This is a genomic window from Actinosynnema sp. NPDC059797 (genome assembly GCF_042732085.1).
Classification (GTDB): Bacteria; Actinomycetota; Actinomycetes; order Mycobacteriales; family Pseudonocardiaceae; genus Actinosynnema.
In genome coordinates, this window is the sequence record NZ_JBHWIE010000030.1 from 36,227 (window position 1) to 54,618 (window position 18,392).

At 73.9% G+C, this 18,392-nt stretch carries 14 protein-coding genes; 8 read left to right on the plus strand and 6 right to left on the minus strand.

Annotation, left to right across the window (positions count from 1 at the left end):
* Positions 1–207 precede the first annotated feature (207 nt).
* Positions 208–1,350 carry an alpha/beta hydrolase family protein gene (locus tag ACFV4N_RS11505; protein WP_499672409.1) on the minus strand — a complete coding sequence of 381 codons (1,143 nt, stop codon included), beginning with the start codon at positions 1,348–1,350 and terminating at the stop codon, positions 208–210.
* A gap of 153 nt (positions 1,351–1,503) precedes the next feature.
* Here ACFV4N_RS11505 and ACFV4N_RS11510 point away from each other — a divergent pair, with 153 nt between their 5' ends.
* Both ACFV4N_RS11510 and ACFV4N_RS11515 read left to right on the plus strand, forming a co-directional pair.
* Positions 1,504–2,457 (plus strand): acyl-CoA desaturase, encoded by a 954-nt coding sequence (locus ACFV4N_RS11510; RefSeq protein ID WP_499672410.1) that lies wholly within the window; start codon positions 1,504–1,506, stop codon positions 2,455–2,457.
* Positions 2,458–2,562: 105 nt separating this feature from the next.
* On the plus strand, positions 2,563–3,159 hold the full coding sequence (locus tag ACFV4N_RS11515; protein WP_499672426.1) for a TetR family transcriptional regulator: 597 nt from the start codon (positions 2,563–2,565) through the stop codon (positions 3,157–3,159).
* Here the strand turns inward: ACFV4N_RS11515 and ACFV4N_RS11520 are convergent.
* Complete coding sequence (locus ACFV4N_RS11520; RefSeq protein WP_499672411.1) at positions 3,156–4,271, minus strand: PQQ-dependent sugar dehydrogenase; 1,116 nt, start codon at positions 4,269–4,271, stop codon at positions 3,156–3,158. The two genes, ACFV4N_RS11515 and ACFV4N_RS11520, sit on opposite strands and share 4 nt — an antisense overlap.
* Positions 4,272–4,379: 108 nt before the next feature.
* Positions 4,380–4,904, minus strand: coding sequence for a DUF4291 domain-containing protein (locus ACFV4N_RS11525; protein WP_499672412.1), 525 nt, complete (start codon positions 4,902–4,904; stop codon positions 4,380–4,382).
* A 150-nt stretch (positions 4,905–5,054) separates the two neighbouring features.
* Between ACFV4N_RS11525 and mfd the strand changes: the two genes are divergently transcribed.
* The 4 genes from mfd (at position 5,055) to ACFV4N_RS11545 (ending at position 13,969) form a co-directional block, all read left to right on the plus strand.
* The gene (gene mfd / locus ACFV4N_RS11530; protein ID WP_499672413.1) at positions 5,055–8,621 is read left to right on the plus strand and encodes a transcription-repair coupling factor; all 3,567 of its coding nucleotides are present in this window, start codon (positions 5,055–5,057) and stop codon (positions 8,619–8,621) included.
* 13 nt (positions 8,622–8,634) lie between these two features.
* Positions 8,635–9,570, plus strand: coding sequence for a hypothetical protein (locus tag ACFV4N_RS11535; RefSeq protein WP_499672414.1), 936 nt, complete (start codon positions 8,635–8,637; stop codon positions 9,568–9,570).
* Positions 9,567–10,529 (plus strand): nucleoside triphosphate pyrophosphohydrolase, encoded by a 963-nt coding sequence (locus ACFV4N_RS11540; RefSeq protein WP_499672415.1) that lies wholly within the window; start codon positions 9,567–9,569, stop codon positions 10,527–10,529. Before ACFV4N_RS11535 ends, ACFV4N_RS11540 begins: the two co-directional genes overlap by 4 nt.
* Before the next feature lie 263 nt (positions 10,530–10,792).
* Positions 10,793–13,969 (plus strand): S41 family peptidase, encoded by a 3,177-nt coding sequence (locus ACFV4N_RS11545; protein ID WP_499672416.1) that lies wholly within the window; start codon positions 10,793–10,795, stop codon positions 13,967–13,969.
* A gap of 564 nt (positions 13,970–14,533) precedes the next feature.
* On the opposite strand, the gene ACFV4N_RS11550 is transcribed toward ACFV4N_RS11545, so the two are convergent.
* Entirely contained in the window at positions 14,534–14,803 is a 270-nt protein-coding gene (locus tag ACFV4N_RS11550; protein ID WP_499672417.1) for a hypothetical protein, read from the minus strand.
* 171 nt (positions 14,804–14,974) lie between these two features.
* Here ACFV4N_RS11550 and ACFV4N_RS11555 point away from each other — a divergent pair, with 171 nt between their 5' ends.
* Positions 14,975–15,832: a lytic murein transglycosylase gene (locus ACFV4N_RS11555; RefSeq protein ID WP_499672418.1), complete on the plus strand. Its 858-nt coding sequence runs from the start codon at positions 14,975–14,977 to the stop codon at positions 15,830–15,832.
* Positions 15,833–15,838: 6 nt separating this feature from the next.
* Here ACFV4N_RS11555 and ACFV4N_RS11560 read toward each other — a convergent pair whose 3' ends face one another.
* Both ACFV4N_RS11560 and ACFV4N_RS11565 read right to left on the minus strand, forming a co-directional pair.
* Complete coding sequence (locus ACFV4N_RS11560) at positions 15,839–16,216, minus strand: tetratricopeptide repeat protein (RefSeq protein WP_499672419.1); 378 nt, start codon at positions 16,214–16,216, stop codon at positions 15,839–15,841.
* A gap of 68 nt (positions 16,217–16,284) precedes the next feature.
* Positions 16,285–16,998: an alpha/beta fold hydrolase gene (locus tag ACFV4N_RS11565; RefSeq protein WP_499672420.1), complete on the minus strand. Its 714-nt coding sequence runs from the start codon at positions 16,996–16,998 to the stop codon at positions 16,285–16,287.
* A 110-nt stretch (positions 16,999–17,108) separates the two neighbouring features.
* Between ACFV4N_RS11565 and eno the strand changes: the two genes are divergently transcribed.
* The coding region (gene eno / locus ACFV4N_RS11570) for a phosphopyruvate hydratase (protein ID WP_499672421.1) at positions 17,109–18,392 on the plus strand (1,284 nt) is incomplete at its 3' end.

Consider the following 18,392-nt stretch of genomic DNA (forward strand, 5'->3'; position numbering starts at 1 on the left):
AAGACATGTTGTCACGAGTCCCCCTCGAAGGTCAGCACCACCACTCAAGTGGCGGCACGCCCTCGGTAACCCGATCATGACTAACCGTGTTTTCGCTGGTGGAGGCGCTAAAGAAGGGGCCTTCCCGATAGTGCATATGCACTTGCGCCCCGAGGTCGCCGAGAGGGGCGCGACCCCTTCGGGCAAGCGGATCGGCACCTGATCGGGTCATCCGACGACCTCTTCGGCCAGGAATTCCGCCACCACCCGCTCGTAGGCGGCCGGGTCCGCGTTCCACGCCGCGGTGTGCTCGGCCGCGGGCACCTCGACGTAGCGCACCGGCCAGCCCAGGCCCGGCGCGGCGGTCGCCAGCTCCCGCGACGCGCCCACCGGCACGGTGCCGTCCGCGCCGCCGTGGAACAGCAGGGTCGGCGGCCGGTGCGCGGGCGGGTGCCCGGCCAGGTCGAAGCGGCCGAACTCCAGGTCGGCCCGCCAGTCCGAGACCAGCTCCGCGACCGCCGTGAACCGCTCCGGCACGCCCCGGTTGCGCGACTGGAGCTCCAGGGTCCTCGACCAGCTCACCACCGGTGCGTCCAGGACGACGGCGGCCACCTCGTCCGCCTCGGCGGACCGGCCCAGGAACTGCCCGACGATCGCGCCGCCCATGGACCACCCGTAGAGCACGACGTCGCGGGCGCCGTGCTCCAGCGCGTACCGCACCGCCGCCTCCACGTCGCGCCACTCGGTGTCGCCCAGGTGGTAGAGGCCGTCGGGCGAGCGCGGCGCGCCCTCGTCGTTGCGGTAGGTCACCGCCAGGACGGGCAGCCCCAGGTCGTGCAGGACGGGCGCGATCCGCAGGACCTCCGCCCGCGACCCGCCGCGGCCGTGCACCGCCACGACCCAGGTGGACGAGGTCGCGGGCACGAGCCACGCGGGCGCGTCGCCCAGCTCGGTCCGGATCGGCACCTCCTCGTAGGCCAGGCCGCGCGCGGTCCGCGGGTCCGTCGGCCACACCGCCGCGTCCAGCCGCGCCCGCGTGCCGTCGGGCGGCGCCGCGCCCCGCAGCTCGCGCACCACCCCGTCGCCCGACCGCCCGGTCACCGCGCCGACCTCCGCGCTGCCGCCCGGCCAAACGAGACCCCAGGTCCCGGGCAGCGCTGTGACGCTGGACTCGCGCAACGTGACCGTTCCGGCGGTCGACGAGACGACCTCCTCGCGGTAGCCGGGTCGGGCGTTCGCTGGGTCGAGCAGCTCGCCGCTGTAGTACCAGCCCGCACCCAGCGCACCGGCGGTGAGCAGGGTGGACACCACCACCAACGTGACCAGGACGCGCCGGGCGAGGTGTCGCCCCCGCGTGTTCGGGGAACCCATCAGCGCATGATGCCCGTGCCTTGATCGACACGCCCGGCTTCCTGAGAACACGCCGTGACTTTCCCCCCGCCTATGGCGGTATCGCGTCGCCGTAACTTACGCTGGCGTAAGTTACGGTTCCGTAGGTAGTCCCGACACCGCAGAGGTAGATGTATGACCAGCACCCTGGAGAGCAAGGCGCAAGACGGATCCGATCGCGGGCCGAAACCGCTGATCGGTGGACGGCGCGGCAACGTTGAGCAGTTCAGCGTCTACGTGTTCGTCATCGTGCCGTTCCTGGCCCTGCTCGCGGCCGTCCCGCTCGCCTGGGGCTGGGGCCTCGGCTGGGTCGACGTGGCTCTCTTCGTCGTCTTCTACTACCTCGCCGGCATGGGTGTCACGGTCGGCTACCACCGCTACTTCACGCACGGCTCGTTCAAGGCCAGCCGCCCGCTGAAGATCGCGCTGGCGATCGCGGGCAGCATGGCGCTCCAGGGCCCGGTGATCGTCTGGGTCGCCGACCACCGCCGCCACCACGCGTTCTCCGACCGCGAGGGCGACCCGCACTCGCCGTGGCTGTTCGGCACCGGCCCGGTCGCGCTGGCCAAGGGCTTCTGGCACGCCCACATGGGCTGGCTGTTCGACCGCGACAAGACCAACGCGCAGCGCTTCGCGCCGGACCTGCTGGCGGACGAGGACCTGGTCCGCATCGACAAGCTGTTCCCGCTGTGGACCACGATCAGCCTGCTCGCCCCCGCGGTGCTCGGCGGCCTGATCACCATGTCGTGGAGCGGCGCGCTGAGCGCGTTCTTCTGGGCGGGCCTCGTCCGGGTGGCGTTCCTGCACCACGTCACCTGGTCGGTCAACTCGATCTGCCACATGGTCGGCGACCGCCCGTTCGCCGCCCGCGACCGCTCCGCCAACGTGTGGGCGCTGGCGATCCTGAGCTTCGGCGAGTCGTGGCACAACCTGCACCACGCCGACCCGACCTGCGCCCGGCACGGCGTCAAGCGCGGCCAGATCGACATCTCCGCGCGGGCCATCTGGCTGTTCGAGAAGTTCGGCTGGGCGACCAACGTGCGCTGGCCCACGGAGCAGCGCCTGGCCCGGATCAGCGCCAAGAAGTGACTCCCGGCACCCGCCCCTCGCGCCCGGCGCGGGGGGCGGGTGTTTAGTGTGGTCTGGGTGGCTGGGAGAAGGCGCGACGACGACGCACCGGTGCCTCGGGTGCGGATGACCGGCAAGGAGCGGCGCGAGCAGCTGCTCGACGTGGCGCGCGCCCTGTTCGCCGAGAAGGGCTTCGAGGTCACCTCGATCGAGGAGATCGCGCACCGGGCGGGCGTGTCCAAGCCGGTGGTCTACGAGCACTTCGGCGGCAAGGAGGGCATCTACGCGGTCGTGGTCGACCGCGAGATGCAGTCGCTGATGGACCACATCGTCAACGCCCTGTCCGGCGGGCACCCCCGTGAGCTGCTGGAACAGGCCGCGTGCGCGCTGCTCGACTACATCGAGGGCTCCACGGACGGGTTCCGGATCCTGGTCCGCGACTCGCCGGTCGCCTCCTCCAGCGGCACGTTCTCGTCGCTGCTCAACGACATCGCCTCGCAGGTCGAGTCGATCCTGGGCCTGCACTTCTCCCAGCAGGGCTACGACCGCAAGCTCGCCCCGCTCTACAGCCAGGCCCTGGTCGGCATGGTGGCGCTGACCGGCCAGTGGTGGCTGGAGGTGCGCAAGCCCAAGAAGGACGAGGTGGCCGCGCACCTGGTCAACCTGGCCTGGAACGGCCTGTCGCACATGGACCACAAGCCCCGGCTGCGCACCCGCCGCTAGCCGCGGGTCACCTTGAGGACCTTGTCGTCCTCACCGTTGGACGTGGTCACGTACAGCGCGCCGTCCGGTCCGAGCTCGGCGCCGCGCAGCCGGCCGTGGGCGCCCTCCAGCTCCGGCGGGATCGACACCGAGTGCACGCCGCCCTCCTGCGTGACGGTGAACAGCAGCACCTTCTCGCCCTTGAGCGCGGTCACCGCGAGCACGCCCTCCAGGTCGCCCCACCGCTCGCCGCGCAGGAAGGCGGCGTCGCAGATCGCCTCGGTCGGCTGCCCGGACGACCACACCGCGGGCACCGCGTCCGGGAACCGCTCCAGGTCGGTCATCGGCACGCCCTCGTCGTAGCCGTCGGCCGTGCCGCCGCGGGACGGGTCCCAGCCGTAGTTGCCGCCCGCCCGGAGCACGTTGACCTCGTCGTCGGTGCCGGGGCCGTGCTCGGCGGTGAAGACCATCCCGTCCTCGCGCACGGCCACGCCCTGGACGTTGCGGTGGCCGTAGGTGTAGACCCGGTCGCCGAACGGGTTGCCGGGCACGCCCTCGCCGGTGCCGAGGTCGATCCGCAGCACCTTGCCGCCGAGGCTGCCCCGGTCCTGCGGGACGTCGCCGCGGGCGGTGTCGCCGGTGCCGACGAGCAGGTGGCCGTCGCCGTCCAGCGCCATCCGGCAGCCCGAGTGCCGCCCGCTGGGGTTGCCCGGCAGGCCGGCCAGCAGCGGGTCCGCCACCCTCGTGGCCCGCGCGCCGTCGAGGACCCAGGTCACCAGCCGCACGTCCTGCTCGGTGTTGGAGCAGGTGGTGAACTTCCCCGAGGTCTCGAAGTCGGGGTGCACGACGAGGCTCATCAGCCCGCCCTCGCCGCGAGCCGCCACGTCGCCGAGGTCGGCCTCGACGTCGGTGACCCGCCCGCCCTCGACCAGGGCGATCCGGCCGGGGCGCTGGGGGACGAGCATCCGCCCGTCGGGCAGGAAGCCCACGTCCCAGGGGTGCTCCAGGCCGGACGCGACGACCTCGACCGAGAGGCCCCCGGGCGCGGTGGTCGAGGGCGCGCTGCCACCCGCGTCCTGCGACGTGCACCCGGCCAACAGCGCGACAGCGGCAAACCCGACGACTCGGCGCATGTCGCCCATCATGACGGGCCGGCTGTGTGCTCACCGTCTGCGCCCACCGTCTGCGCCCACCGTCTGCGCCCACGTCTGCCAGGCGCCGGGCGACCGCGTCGGCCCCGGTCAGGCGCTCGCGGGGTAGGGCCGCTCGACGGGCAGCCGGGCGCGCGCCGCGCCCAGGTCGCCCGCCCGCACCAGGTCGCGGACCTCGTGGGCGAGCGGCGTCACGTCGGTGATGCCGACCGCCCACTCCTCGACGTACCGCCGCGACGCCCCGCCCGCCAGGCCCAGCTGGAGCGAGCGGTGCGGCAGGGCGTTCAGGCGCAGGTCGCGCCCCGGGTCCCACTGCACGCGGACGTCCGGTTTACCCCGGCCCACCTCGTGGCTCGGCACGGCGTTGCGCACCGCCCAGTCGAAACCCGTTCGGGTGATCCTGATCGCCAGCACCCGCTCCTGGTCCGGCTTCGAGCCCCACCCGCAGCGGTACATCATCCACAGGAACGAGGGCTTCACCCAGGTCATCCGCCCCGGCTTGAACGGCGGCACGAACCGGCCCGCGGCCAGCGCGGGTTCGGCGATCGCCGGTGAATACGCCTGGTAGACGGTGATGTGCCGATCGTCGTAGTCGGCCCTGATCTCGTGCTCCACGCCCCCAGCGTGACCGGGCGGTCAACCCGTTAATCCGCGGGCGGCCCCTTCTCGGTGCACGTAGGCTGGTGCGCAGAGAACCCCTCCCGCGGCGGCTTCCCCAGGTCCCGGGCAGGGGTCTGTCCAGCACCTCCCGCAGGAGCCACCCCGATGCCCCAGCCCGGTCCGCTGTCCGGCCTGCTGACCGCCGTCCTGCCCGACAAGGCGCTGCGCGCCCTCACCGACTCCGTCGGCGTGCCAGAACTGGAGCTGGAGGGCCCGCCCGCGGCCCGGCCGCTGGTCGCCGCGGCCCTGGCGGGCAGCGCGCCCGTGCTGGCCGTGACCGCCACCGGCCGCGAGGCCGACGAGCTGCGCGCCGTCCTGTGCGACCTGATCGGGCCCGAGCAGGTGGCGCTGTTCCCGTCCTGGGAGACGCTGCCGCACGAGCGCCTGTCACCGCGCGCCGACACCGTGGGCGCCCGCCTCCAGGTGCTGCGCAGGCTCTCCCACCCCGGCGACAACCCGCTGCGGGTCGTGGTCACCACGGTCCGCAGCCTGATCCAGCCCATGGCGCCCGGCCTGGGCGAGCTGGCGCCCGTCGACCTGGAGGTCGGCTCCGAGCACGACTTCGAGCAGCTCCTCGTCGACCTGGCCGGCCTCGCCTACACGCGCGTGGACATGGTCGAGAAGCGCGGCGAGTTCGCCGTGCGCGGCGGCATCCTGGACGTGTTCCCGCCGACCGCCGAGCACCCGCTGCGCGTGGAGTTCTGGGGCGACGAGGTCAGCGAGATCCGCCCGTTCTCCGTCGCCGACCAGCGCTCGCTGCCGCAGGAGGTGCGGGCCTTCACCGCGCCGCCGTGCCGCGAGCTGCTGCTCACCGACCAGGTCCGGGAGCGGGCCGCCGCGCTCGCCGCCGAGCACGAGGCCGACGCCCAGCTGCACGAGATGCTGGAGAAGCTGGCCAACGGCATCCCGTCGGAGGGCATGGAGGCCCTGATCCCGGCGCTGTGCGAGGGCGCGCTCCAGCTCCTCACCGACGTGGCGCCCGAGGGCACGCACGTGGTGCTCAACGACCCGGAGAAGATCCGCGCCCGCGCCCACGACCTGGTGCGCACCGGCCAGGAGTTCCTGGAGGCCTCGTGGATGGCCGCGGCCGGCGGCGGCAAGGCCCCGATCGACCTGGGCGCGTCGGCCTACCGCGACCTGGCCGAGGTCGCGACGGCCGCGCGCGCCGCCGGGCGGCCGTGGTGGACCCTCAGCCAGCTCACCACCGAGGGCACCGACGTGCTGCGGCTGGAGCTGAAGCACGTCGAGGCCTACCAGGGCGACGTCGACCGCGCGTTCACCGACCTGCGGGCCCACACCGCGGCCGGCGGCACGGCCGTGCTCGTCGTGCCCGGCGCGGGCACCGCCCACCGCGCCACCGAGCAGCTGCGCGACGCCGAGGTCAACGCGACCTGCGTCGACGCGCTCACCGAGGCGCCCGCCCCCGGCGCGGTCACCGTGGTCCGGGGCGCGCTGGAGGACGGGTTCGCGCTGCCCGAGCTGGCCCTGGTCGTGCTCACCGAGACCGACCTGACCGGCGGGCGCGGCGGCACGTCCACCAAGGACATGCGCCGCATGCCGTCGCGCCGCCGCAACGCCGTCGACCCGCTGGCGCTCAAGCCCGGCGACTTCGTGGTGCACGAGCAGCACGGCATCGGCAAGTACGTGGAGATGGTGCAGCGGACCGTCGCCGGCGCCACCCGCGAGTACCTGGTGCTGGAGTACGCCTCGTCCAAGCGCGGCCAGCCCGGCGACCGGCTGTTCGTGCCCACCGACCAGCTCGACGAGGTGTCCCGCTACGTCGGCGGCGAGCTGCCCACGCTCAACCGGCTCGGCGGCAGCGACTGGAAGAACACCAAGGCCAAGGCCCGCAAGGCGGTCAAGCAGATCGCGGCCGAGCTGGTGCAGCTCTACGCGGCCCGCCAGTCCGCGCCCGGCCACGCGTTCGGCCCCGACACGCCGTGGCAGCGGGAGCTGGAGGACGCGTTCCCGTTCACCGAGACCGTCGACCAGATGGCCGCGATCGACGAGGTCAAGTCCGACATGGAGCGCGGCGTCCCGATGGACCGGGTGATCTGCGGCGACGTCGGCTACGGCAAGACCGAGATCGCGGTGCGGGCGGCGTTCAAGGCGGTGCAGGACGGCAAGCAGGTCGTGGTGCTCGTGCCGACCACGCTGCTCGCCCAGCAGCACCTGAACACCTTCACCGAGCGGATGCGCGCGTTCCCGGTGAACATCAAGGGCCTGTCCCGGTTCACCGACCCGACCGAGGCCGAGCAGACCGTCGCGGGCCTGGCCGACGGCGAGGTGGACATCGTCATCGGCACGCACCGGCTGCTCCAGAAGGGCCTGCGCTACAAGGACCTCGGCCTGGTCGTCGTGGACGAGGAGCAGCGGTTCGGCGTCGAGCACAAGGAGCACATCAAGGCGCTGCGCACGCACGTGGACGTGCTCACGATGTCCGCGACCCCGATCCCGCGGACGCTGGAGATGTCGCTGGCGGGCATCCGCGAGATGTCCACCATCCTCACCCCGCCCGAGGAGCGGCACCCGATCCTGACCTACGTCGGCCCGTACGACGACAAGCAGGTCGGCGCGGCGATCCGCCGCGAGCTGCTGCGCGACGGCCAGGTGTTCTACGTGCACAACCGCGTGTCGTCGATCGAGAAGGCCGCCCGCCGCATCCGCGAGCTGGTCCCCGAGGCCCGCGTCATCACCGCGCACGGCCAGATGAACGAGGACAAGCTGGAGAAGATCATCCAGGGCTTCTGGGAGAACGAGTACGACGTGCTCGTGTGCACCACGATCGTCGAGACCGGCCTGGACATCTCCAACGCCAACACGCTGATCGTGGAGCGCGGCGACATGCTCGGCCTCTCCCAGCTGCACCAGCTGCGCGGGCGCGTCGGCCGCGGCCGGGAACGCGGCTACGCCTACTTCCTGTACCCGCCGGAGGCGCCGCTCACCGAGACCGCGCACGACCGGCTGGCCACCATCGCGCAGAACACCGAGCTGGGCGCGGGCATGGCCGTGGCCATGAAGGACCTGGAGATCCGCGGCGCGGGCAACATCCTCGGCGCCGAGCAGTCCGGGCACATCGCGGGCGTCGGCTTCGACCTGTACGTGCGGCTGGTCGGCGAGGCCGTGGAGGCGTTCCGGCGGCACGCCGGCGCGGGCGCGGACGGCGAGGAGGAGCTGGCCGAGGTCCGGGTGGACCTGCCGGTCGACGCGCACATCCCGCACGACTACGTGCCGGGCGAGCGGCTGCGGCTGGAGGCGTACCGCAAGATCGCGGCGGCGGGCGACGAGGCGGCGCTCCAGGCCGTGTGGGACGAGCTGAAGGACCGCTACGGCGCGCCGCCGCTGCCCGTGGAGCGGCTGTTGGCCGTGGCGCGGTTCCGGCAGAGGTGCCGCGAGCACGGCGTGACCGAGGTGGTCCTGATGGGGCAGAACGTCCGGTTCGCGCCGCTCGACCTCAAGGACAGCCAATTGGTGCGGCTGCGGCGTCTATACCCCAAGGCGGTCTACAAGCAGGCCACCTCCTCGGTCAGCGTGCCTAGGCCGACGGAGGGAGCGGCGGGCGGCCGGATGGGCGCGCCCCAGTTGCGCGACCAGGAGCTGCTGGACTGGTGCGCCCACTTCCTGGGTTCCCTGGTGGTGAGCCCCGTCACGGGGGCTTCATCCCGCTCGTGAGAAAGTACCGGTCGTGAGGACTGTGCAGAGGCGCTTCACCCTGATCGGCGCGGCCGTCGCACTGCTCGTGGCGGGCTGCGGCACCGGGCCCGCCCAGGTCGGCTCGGCCGCGATCGTCGGCGACACCGCGCTGCCGCTGAACACCGTGCAGCAGCGGCTGGACGTCGTGCTCCAGAAGGAGCCCGAGGCCCGGAAGCTGCACGACCAGCGCAAGCTCGACCAGGTCTCCCGTCAGCTGGTCACGCTCGGCGTGCAGCACCAGCTGATCGAGCTGGCGGCGCGGCGCGAGGGCGTGACGGTGTCCGAGGAGGACGTGACCGAGTCCGTCGAGCAGGCGGGCGGCGCGGAACTGGCCTCGCAGAACACCGTGTACGACGCGGCGACCTTCCGGGAGCGCGCCAAGGACCAGTTGCTGCTGGTGGAGCTGGCGCGCAAGTACGTGGACCGGATGGAGGTCACGTTCGACTACTTCTTCGCCGAGGACAACACCGACGCGATCGAGAAGGCCAAGCAGGTCGCGGCGGACCCGTCGCGGATGGCCGAGTTCGTCGAGGACGCGCCGCGCAGCCAGCAGGGCCAGGCGCTGGGCAGGCGCGGCCAGGTGGTGCGCTCCGCCGAGTCGCCGCAGTCGGTGCAGTCGCCGCTGTTCGGCGTCGAGCCGGGCACCGTCGTGGCGTTCGCGCCGGACCCGGGCAGCGCCCAGTGGATCGTCGCGCACATCACCGACCGCAAGACCGACGTGCGGGTGTCCGGCGAGTCGTCCACCGAGCAGCTCACGCCGCAGCTGCTGGAGCAGATCGGCCTGCGCCTGGTGCAGACGCTGGCCGGCAACCCGGACATCGAGATCAACCCGCGCTACGGCGTGTGGGACTCGACCGCGATCTCCCTGGCCCCGTCGGAGGGCGAGCTGTCCGGCTACCAGGCCGCGGTCCGCCAGACCGACTCGTGACGGTCGTCCTCGTCGGGGACGCCCACGTCCTGCCCGCCGCCGCGCTGCCCGCACTGCGGGGCGCGGCGGCGGTGTACGCGGGGAAGGGCGTGGACCCGGAGACCTGGGGCGCGACACCGCTCCCGCCCGAGCCCCCCGGGTCCGTGCCCCCCGGGTCCGTGCCCCCCGCGTCCGCGCCCCTCACGCCCGACGTGGTCCTGCTGACCACCGACCTCTCCGAGCCTGCCGCCCGCGCGCTGGTCTCGGCCGGTTCCCCGGTGGTCCGCACCCCCGGCGCGCCGCTGCTGGACGCGGTGGCGGTGATGGACCGGCTGCGCTCGCCGGGCGGCTGCCCGTGGGACGCGGAGCAGGACCACGAGTCGCTGCGGCAGTACCTGGTCGAGGAGACCTACGAGCTGCTGGAGGCCATCGAGGACGGCGACCGCGCGGCCCTGCGCGAGGAGCTGGGCGACGTGCTGCTCCAGGTGCTCTTCCACGCCCGGATCGCGGCCGAGGACCCCTCCGCGCCCTTCGGCATCGACGAGGTGGCGGCGGACCTGGTGACCAAGCTGGTCGGCCGGCACCCGCACGTGTTCTCCGACGGCGGCGACCCGACCGTGCGCGACGCCGGCACCCAGCAGCGCCGCTGGGAGGAGCTCAAGCAGGCGGAGAAGCAGCGCACGTCCAGCCTGGACGGCGTGGCCACCACCCAGCCCGCCGTGGCCCTGGCCGCCAAGCTGGTCCAGCGCGCGGCCCGCGCCGGCCTCCCGGCCGACCTGCTCCCGACCGGCGACGACACCGGCAGCACCCTGTTCGCCGTGGCCGCCCTGGCCAAGCTGGCCGGCGAGGACCCGGAAACCGAGCTGCGCGCGGTCGCCCGCACCTTCGCCGCCAACGTGCGCGCCGCCGAACGCTCGGCCCGCACCGCCGGCCTCACCACCCTGACCCCCACCGACTGGCGCACCCACTGGCCAACCTGACCCGCGAGTCGTACGTCCAGCCCCGGCGTGTCGTACGTCCAGCCCCGGCGAGTCATGCGTTCAGACCGCGCGTGTCATGCACTCAGACCCATCGTGTCATGCGCTCGGGCCACCGAGTTCGTCCCTCGGTCGAGTCCCGAACGTACGACTCGCGAGGTCTGAACGTACGACTCGCGGGGGCTGGGCGCATGACTCGCGAGGGCTGGGGGCATGACACGCGGGGTGGGAGGGGTGGGGATCATCGGGGCGCTAACGTCGAGGGGGTGAGCGAACCCGCCTACCTCCGCTTCCCCCACCCGCACGGCGACCTCGTCACGTTCGTGGCCGAGAACGACGTGTGGCTCGCGCCGATCGACGGTGGCCGGGCCTGGCGGGTGACCGCCGACCAGGCGCCGGTGTCCTCCCCGCGCTTCGACCCGACCGGCACGAAGCTGGCGTGGACCAGCAGGCGCGACGGCGCGCCGGAGGTCCACCTCGCGCCCGTCGAAGGCGGGGAGTCCACCCGGCTGACCTACTGGGGCTCCTGGTCCACCGGCGTGCGCGGGTGGACCGCGGACGGCGAGGTCGTCGCGGTCACCTCCGCCGGCCAGGCCACGTCGAACCGGCAGTGGGCCCACGCCCTGCCCGTCGACGGCGGGCCGCCGCGCCGGCTGCCGTTCGGCTGGGTCGACGACGTCTCGTTCGGCCCGGACCGCCAGGTCGTCGTCACCTCCGTCTACGGCCGCGACCCCGCCTGGTGGAAGCGCTACCGGGGCGGCGCGGCGGGCAAGCTGTGGGTGGACCGCACCGGCGACGGCGAGTTCACGCGCATCCTGCCCGAGCTGACCTCCTCGCTGACCTCGCCGCTGTGGGTCGGCGACCGGATCGCGTTCCTGTCCGACCACGAGGGCGTCGGCAGCCTCTACTCCGTCACCCCCGCGGGGGAGGACCTGCGCCGCCACACCGAGCAGGAGTTCTACGCGCGCGTCGCCACCACCGACGGCAGGCGCGTCGTCTGGCAGCACGCGGGCGAGCTGTGGCTCCTCGACGACCTCGACGGCGCGACGCCCCGCAGGCTGGAGATCTCCCTCGGCGGCCCGCGCACCGCCCGCCGCCCCCGCCACGTCACCCCGCACCCCGACGACTTCCACCCGGACAAGACCGGCCGGGCGAGCGTGGTCGAGGTGCGCGGCACCGTGCACTGGGTGACGCACCGGGACGGCCCGGTGCGGGCGCTGGCCGAGCAGCCGGGCGTGCGGGCGCGCCTGCCGCGCGTGGTCGGCGACGGCGTGGTGTGGGTGACCGACGCCGACGGCGAGGAGGGCCTGGAGTTCTCCCCGGCGGGCGGCGTCGAGCCGGGCAACGAGCCGCGCCGGGTGGCCGTCGGCAAGCTCGGCCGCGTGCTGGAGCTGGCCGTGTCGCCGAACGGCCGCCGGCTCGCGGTCGCCACCCACGACGGCAGGCTGCTGCTGGTCGACGTCGAGTCCGGCGAGGTGCGCGAAGTCCTCAAGGGCGCGAACCCGCACGTCAGCGACCTGGCGTTCTCCCCGGACTCGAACTGGCTGGCCTGGTCGCACCCCGGCCCGCGCCCCCTCCAGCACATCCGGATGACCAACACCACCGACCTGTCCGTGGTGGACGTGACCCCGCTGCGGTTCTCCGACTTCTCGCCCTCGTTCACCGAGGACGGCCGCTACCTGGCCTTCCTGTCCGTGCGCAGCTTCGACCCGGTGTACGACGCGCACGTGTTCGACCTGTCGTTCCCCACCGGCTGCCGCCCCTACCTGGTGCCGCTCGCGGCGACCACGCCGTCGCCGTTCGACCCGCTGCGCCTGGGCCGCCCGGTCGGCGACGACCCGTCCGACAAGGACAAGGACAAGGACGACGAGAACCCGATCACCGTGGTCGACCTGGAGGGCCTGGCCGACCGGGTGGTGGCGGTGCCCGTGCCCGCCGCCCGCTACGCCGGCCTCACCGCCGCCAAGGGCGGCCTGCTGTGGCTGCGCTCGCCGCTGCGCGGGGTGCTGGGCGACAACCTGGCCACCCCGGGCGCCCGGCCGCCGCGCGCCGTGCTGGAGCGGTTCGACCTGGCCAAGTCGCGCACGGAGGCGCTGGTGGACGGCGTCGACGCGTTCGAGGTGACCGGCGACGGGCAGCGGATGGTCGTGCAGGACGGCGACGAGCTGCGGGTCGTGCCGACCGACCGCAAGGTCGACTCGGACGACGGCGACTCGGTGGACGTCGACCTGTCCCGCGTGCGGGTGGTGGTGGACCGGGCGGCCGAGTGGCGGCAGGCGTACGCCGAGGCCGGGCGGCTCATGCGCGACCACTTCTGGCGCACCGACATGGGCGGCGTGGACTGGGCGGGCGTGCTGGAGCGCTACCGGCCGCTGGTGGACCGGCTGGGCAGCTACGGCGACCTGGTCGACCTGCTGTGGGAGGTGCAGGGCGAGCTGGGCACGTCCCACGCCTACGTCATTCCTTCGGGTGGTTCTCGCGGCCGTGCCGTCGGCCTGCTCGGAGCGGACCTGGAGCGGGACGAGCAGGGCGCGTGGCGGGTCGTGCGGGTGATCCCGGGCGAGACGTCGGACCCGGCGGCGCGCTCGCCGCTGGCCGCGCCAGGGGTGGCGGTGCGCGCCGGTGACGCGATCGTGGCCGTGGACGGGCGGCAGGTGGACCCGGTGACCGGCCCCGCGCCGCTGCTGGTGGGCGCGGCGGGCAAGCCGGTGGAGCTGACCGTGCGGCCCGGTGGCGGCGGCGAGCCGAGGCGCGTCGTGGTGGTGCCGCTGTCCGACGACGAGCCGCTGCGCTACCACGCGTGGGTGGCCGACCGGCGGGCGCGCGTGCACGAGCTGTCCGACGGGCGGGTCGGGTACCTGCACGTGCCGGACATGACGGGTGCCGGTTGGGCGCAGCTGCACCGCGACCTGAGGGTGGAGCTGGCGCGCGAGGCGGTGGTGCTGGACGTCCGCGAGAACGGCGGCGGGCACACCTCCGAGCTGGTCGTCGAGAAGCTCGGGCGGCGGATCATCGGCTGGTCGGTGGCGCGCGGGTACACCACCGCCGACAGCTACCCGAACGACGCGCCGCGCGGGCCGGTGGTGGCGATCGCGGACGAGTTCGCGGGGTCGGACGGCGACATCGTGAACGTGGCGATCAAGGAGATGGGGATCGGGCCGGTGGTCGGCACCCGCACGTGGGGCGGGGTGATCGGCATCGACATGCGGTACACGCTGGTGGACGGGACGCTGGTGACCCAGCCCAGGTACGCGACGTGGTTCGCCGGGCCGGGGTGGGGCGTGGAGAACCACGGCGTCGACCCGGACGTCGAGGTGGTGGTGACGCCGCAGGACCGGGTGGCCGGGCGCGACCCGCAGCTCGACACGGCGGTGCGGCTGGCGCTGGAGGCGCTGGAAGCCCGCCCGGCCGCCACCCCGCCCGAGCTGCCCCCGCTGGGCTGAGGTGGCTGGGCTGGCCTGGTGAGGCCCTTGCGGTGCCGGTCCGCCGGTGGCGGGCCGGGTCCGGTCCCGCCCGTCCTGTCGACGCCGGGTCGGGTCGTCCGCCCCGCTTCGCCGACGCTGGGTTGAACCTCCTTCACCCGCGTCAGTCGGGCTGGGCCGAGGCCTTACCCGATCGAGTCCACCCAGGCGTGTGACACGGGGGTGTTTGCGGTCCGCAGCCCGAACCCGATCAATGGACAGCGCCAGGGAACGGGTCGGGGATTGGGTTCGGTTGAGCCATCGGTTGGTGCCGCGCGGCGGGCGCGGGTGCTTCTCGGCGGCCGTGCCGGCGCCGCTGGTCGCGGTGGGCGGGTTGGCGGCCTTGGTGCTGCTCCTCACGCGGCCCGAGCCGCCGGGGGACTCCGGGACCGGTGGCGCCGCGCCGGTAACCGGGCAGACCCCCGTGAGCGCGCGGACCACCGCGCTGCCCGGCACGCCGGAACCCCACGTGAGCGCGAGTGCGAGCGCGATCCGGCCCGGCTCGGCGGGCCACCGCGAACTCCAGCCCGGCAGGGTGCCGTCCGGTCACCCGCCCGCCCCGCCCGTGCTCGTGCCGGACGGGTCGTCGCCGGGTGAGCCGTCCCGGTCGTCGCCGGCGCCGTCCCCGCCGCCCGCCCGGGTGTCGACCGGGTGGCCCACCAGGTCGAGGCCGACGCCGGACGACCCGACCGCCGCCCCTCCCAGCACGGCGGGGATCACGACCGCGCCGTCCGAACCCGGCACCACGGCACCGGTCACGACCACGACGACCGTCCCGACCGTCCCCACCGAGACCGCGACGACCGTGCCCGACACGACCGCGCCGCCCGCGCCCGGAGCCGTCGTGCCCGGAGCCGTCGCGCCGGCCGCCGGGCCCGGTGCCGCCGCGCCCTGACCACCCCCGCCGCCCCCGTCACCCGTTCGAGAACACGAGGTCGTTCGCGAAGAGACCCCGGGGCACTGGACAAGAGCACGTAGCCTGGGGTCGTGGTCGTCCCGCCGCCGTCGAAGACCGAGGAGCCGCGCCCCCCGGTGCGCGGCCGTGTCGGCAACCTCGTCGGGCGCTTGGCGCTGGTAGCGCTCTTGCTGGCCTTCGTGGCCGCCGGCGCCTGGGCCCTGGGCACGTTCAACAGGTCGGGGCCGGGGAGCGCCGCCGACCCGCCGTTCCCGGTGCCGTTCCAGGACGTCGAGCCCGGTTCCGCCGCGCCCGGATCGGGTGGTGATGTCCCCCCTTCGGGTGAACCTCAGGCGTCACCCGGCGCGACCGAGGCGGTGGAGCCGCTGAACCAGTGGGCCGCCGCGCTGTCGGAGAAGACCGACATCCCGGAGCGGGCGCTGCGCGCGTACGCCGTCGCGGACCTGGTGATGCGGACGCAGAACCCGTCGTGCCGCATCTCGTGGGCGACGCTGGCCGGCATCGGCCGCATCGAGTCGCACCACGGCACCATCGGCGGCCTGCGCCTGGGCGAGGACGGCCGGCCGTCGCGCCCGATCATCGGCATCCCGCTCGACGGCTCGCCGGGCGTCCGGGCCATCGCCGACAGCGACGGCGGCACCCTGGACGGCGACACGCGCTGGGACCGCGCGGTCGGCCCGATGCAGTTCATCCCCACCACGTGGGCCCGGTACGCGGTCCGCGCGAACGGCGACGGCGCGCCGCCGGACCCGCAGGACATCGACGACGCCGCCCTCGCCGCCGCGCGCTACCTCTGCTCGGGCGGCCGCGACCTGGGCACGGGCGCCGGCTGGTGGGCCGCCGTGCTGGCCTACAACAACTCGACCGAGTACGGCCAGGAGGTCTTCAGCGGGGCCGACGCCTACGCCAGGGCCGGCACCGGCGGCTGAGGCGGCTCACCGGTCCCGCTCGACCGCCAGCCTCGCGCTGACCTCGCCCAGCGCCTCCTGGTACTCCGGCGACGGGTTCATCGCCGCCGCCATCCGCAGCTGCGCCAGCGCCTCCGGCAACCGGCTCTGCCGCTGGAGCGTCCGCCCCAGCGCGAACCGCGCGTAGTGGTCGCTCGGGTCCAGCTCCAGCACTTTCCGGAACGCCGACTCGGCCCGCTTGAGCTGCGCCGACCCCAGGTAGGCGCGTCCGGCGAGCAGGTGCACGCCCGCCTGTTCCGGCGCCGCTTCGAGCACGACGGCCAGCTCGCGCAGCGCCTCCAGCGGTCGGCGTTCCGCGAGCAGCGCCTCGGCTCGGCGGAACGCCTCGAAGGTGCCGTCAGTCATGGTCCGATCAACGCTACCCGCGCACCCGCCCGGCGTACGACAGCCGACCGGATGACGGGATCGGCGCGTCACGCCACCAGAGCGTGGTGGAGCCGCTCCAGCACCGGCTTGATCGACGCCGGTTGCTCCACGTGGGCGTTGTGACCCACCCCTGGCAGCACGATTCCACCCGGGTCGGCCGCCGTCAGGTGCTCCGGCGGGCACAGGTGGTCCTCGGACCCGGCCGCCAGCACCACCGGGCACCGGGCCGCCGCGAGCAGCCCGTCGACGTCCGGCGCGCCCACCCCGAACGCCGCCGGGTCGAGCGCCGCGCGCCACCCGCCGGGCGCCTCGACGACCGCGTCGGGCAGCGGCACGCCCGCCAGCTTCGCCGCCCAGCCCCCCGCCTCCTCCCGCGTCGGGAACACGCGGGCCGGTTTCGCCGCCAGCGCCGCCGCCCGCGACAGCTCCTCGGGGGTCCACCGAAGCTTCACGCCCAGCCCGCCCGCGGCGCGCACGTCCACCCCGAACCAGCCGCTGGCCAGCGCCAGGGCGACCACGCCGCCGAGCGAGTGGCCCAGCACGGCGACCGGTCCGGCGGGCACCACCGAAGCGACCGCCGCCGCCAGCGAGCCGAACGAGTACCGCGCCGCGGGCGCCGACCGGCCGTGCCCCGGCAGGTCCACCGCCAACCACGCCCCGGGCCACGTTTCCGCAGCTCCGCGCCACACCGACCCGGTCGCGCCCAGCCCGTGCAGCAGCACCAGCAGGGGCCCGTCACCACCCCGCGAGACGTGAACCACGAGTGAACCCCTCCCGACGACGGCCCCAACACCCGAGCCGGGGCCGTCCCACACCTTGCACCAACTAGGCTCGTCACCGATACAGAACAAGGTCTGACGAGGGAGCGCACGTGGCGGTCATCGAGCAGGTCGGCGCCCGCGAGATCCTGGACTCGCGAGGCAACCCCACCGTCGAGGTAGAGGTGGCGCTGGACGACGGCACGCTGGAGCGCGCCGCGGTGCCGTCGGGGGCTTCGACCGGTGAGCACGAGGCGGTGGAGCTGAGGGACGGCGACGCCAAGCGCTACCTGGGCAAGGGCGTCGAGCGGGCGGTCGCCGCCGTGCTCGACGAGATCGGTCCGGAGCTGGTCGGCATCGAGGCCGTCGAGCAGCGCGTGGTGGACCAGAAGCTGGTCGACCTGGACGGCACGCCGGACAAGTCCCGCCTGGGCGCGAACGCCATCCTGGGCGTGTCGCTGGCCGTGGCGAAGGCGGCCGCGGAGTCCAGCGGCCTGGAGCTGTTCCGCTACGTGGGCGGCCCGAACGCGCACGTGCTGCCGGTGCCGATGCTGAACATCCTCAACGGCGGCGCGCACGCCGACACCGAGGTGGACATCCAGGAGTTCATGATCGCGCCGATCGGCGCGGAGAGCTTCCGCGAGGCCCTGCGCTGGGGCACCGAGGTCTACCACGCCCTGAAGTCCGTGCTGAAGTCCAAGGGCCTGGGCACCGGCCTGGGCGACGAGGGCGGCTTCGCGCCGGCGCTGTCCAGCAACCGCGACGCGCTGGACCTGATCCTCCAGGCGATCGAGAAGGCCGGCTACGCGCCGGGCCGCGACATCGCGCTGGCCCTGGACGTGGCGGCCACCGAGTTCTTCTCCGACGGCGCCTACACCTTCGAGAAGACGAAGCGCAGCGCCGAGCAGATGACCGGCTACTACACCGAGCTGGTCAACTCCTACCCGCTGGTGTCGATCGAGGACCCGCTGTCCGAGGACGACTGGGACGGCTGGGTGCAGCTGACCGCCGAGCTGGGCGAGAAGGTCCAGATCGTCGGCGACGACCTGTTCGTGACCAACCCGGAGCGGCTGGAGGAGGGCATCTCCCGCCGGGCGGCGAACGCGCTGCTGGTGAAGGTCAACCAGATCGGCACCCTGTCGGAGACGCTGGACGCGGTCGCGCTGGCCACCTCCTACGGCTACAAGTCGATGATGTCCCACCGGTCCGGCGAGACCGAGGACACCACGATCGCGGACCTCGCGGTGGCCGTCGGCGCGGGCCAGATCAAGACCGGCGCCCCCGCCCGCGGTGAGCGCACCGCGAAGTACAACCAGCTCCTGCGCATCGAGGAGGCCCTGGGCGACGCCGCGCGCTACGCCGGTGACCTGGCCTTCCCGCGGTACACGCCGGAGGGC

Bases quoted from the DNA above. Each gene is read 5' to 3' on its own strand.
- ACFV4N_RS11505 (WP_499672409.1), bottom strand. From the start codon at position 1,350: ATGGGTTCCCCGAACACGCGGGGGCGACACCTCGCCCGGCGCGTCCTG.
- ACFV4N_RS11510 (WP_499672410.1), top strand. From the start codon at position 1,504: ATGACCAGCACCCTGGAGAGCAAGGCGCAAGACGGATCCGATCGCGGG.
- ACFV4N_RS11515 (WP_499672426.1), top strand. From the start codon at position 2,563: ATGACCGGCAAGGAGCGGCGCGAGCAGCTGCTCGACGTGGCGCGCGCC.
- ACFV4N_RS11520 (WP_499672411.1), bottom strand. From the start codon at position 4,271: ATGCGCCGAGTCGTCGGGTTTGCCGCTGTCGCGCTGTTGGCCGGGTGC.
- mfd (WP_499672413.1), top strand. From the start codon at position 5,055: ATGCCCCAGCCCGGTCCGCTGTCCGGCCTGCTGACCGCCGTCCTGCCC.
- ACFV4N_RS11560 (WP_499672419.1), bottom strand. From the start codon at position 16,216: ATGACTGACGGCACCTTCGAGGCGTTCCGCCGAGCCGAGGCGCTGCTC.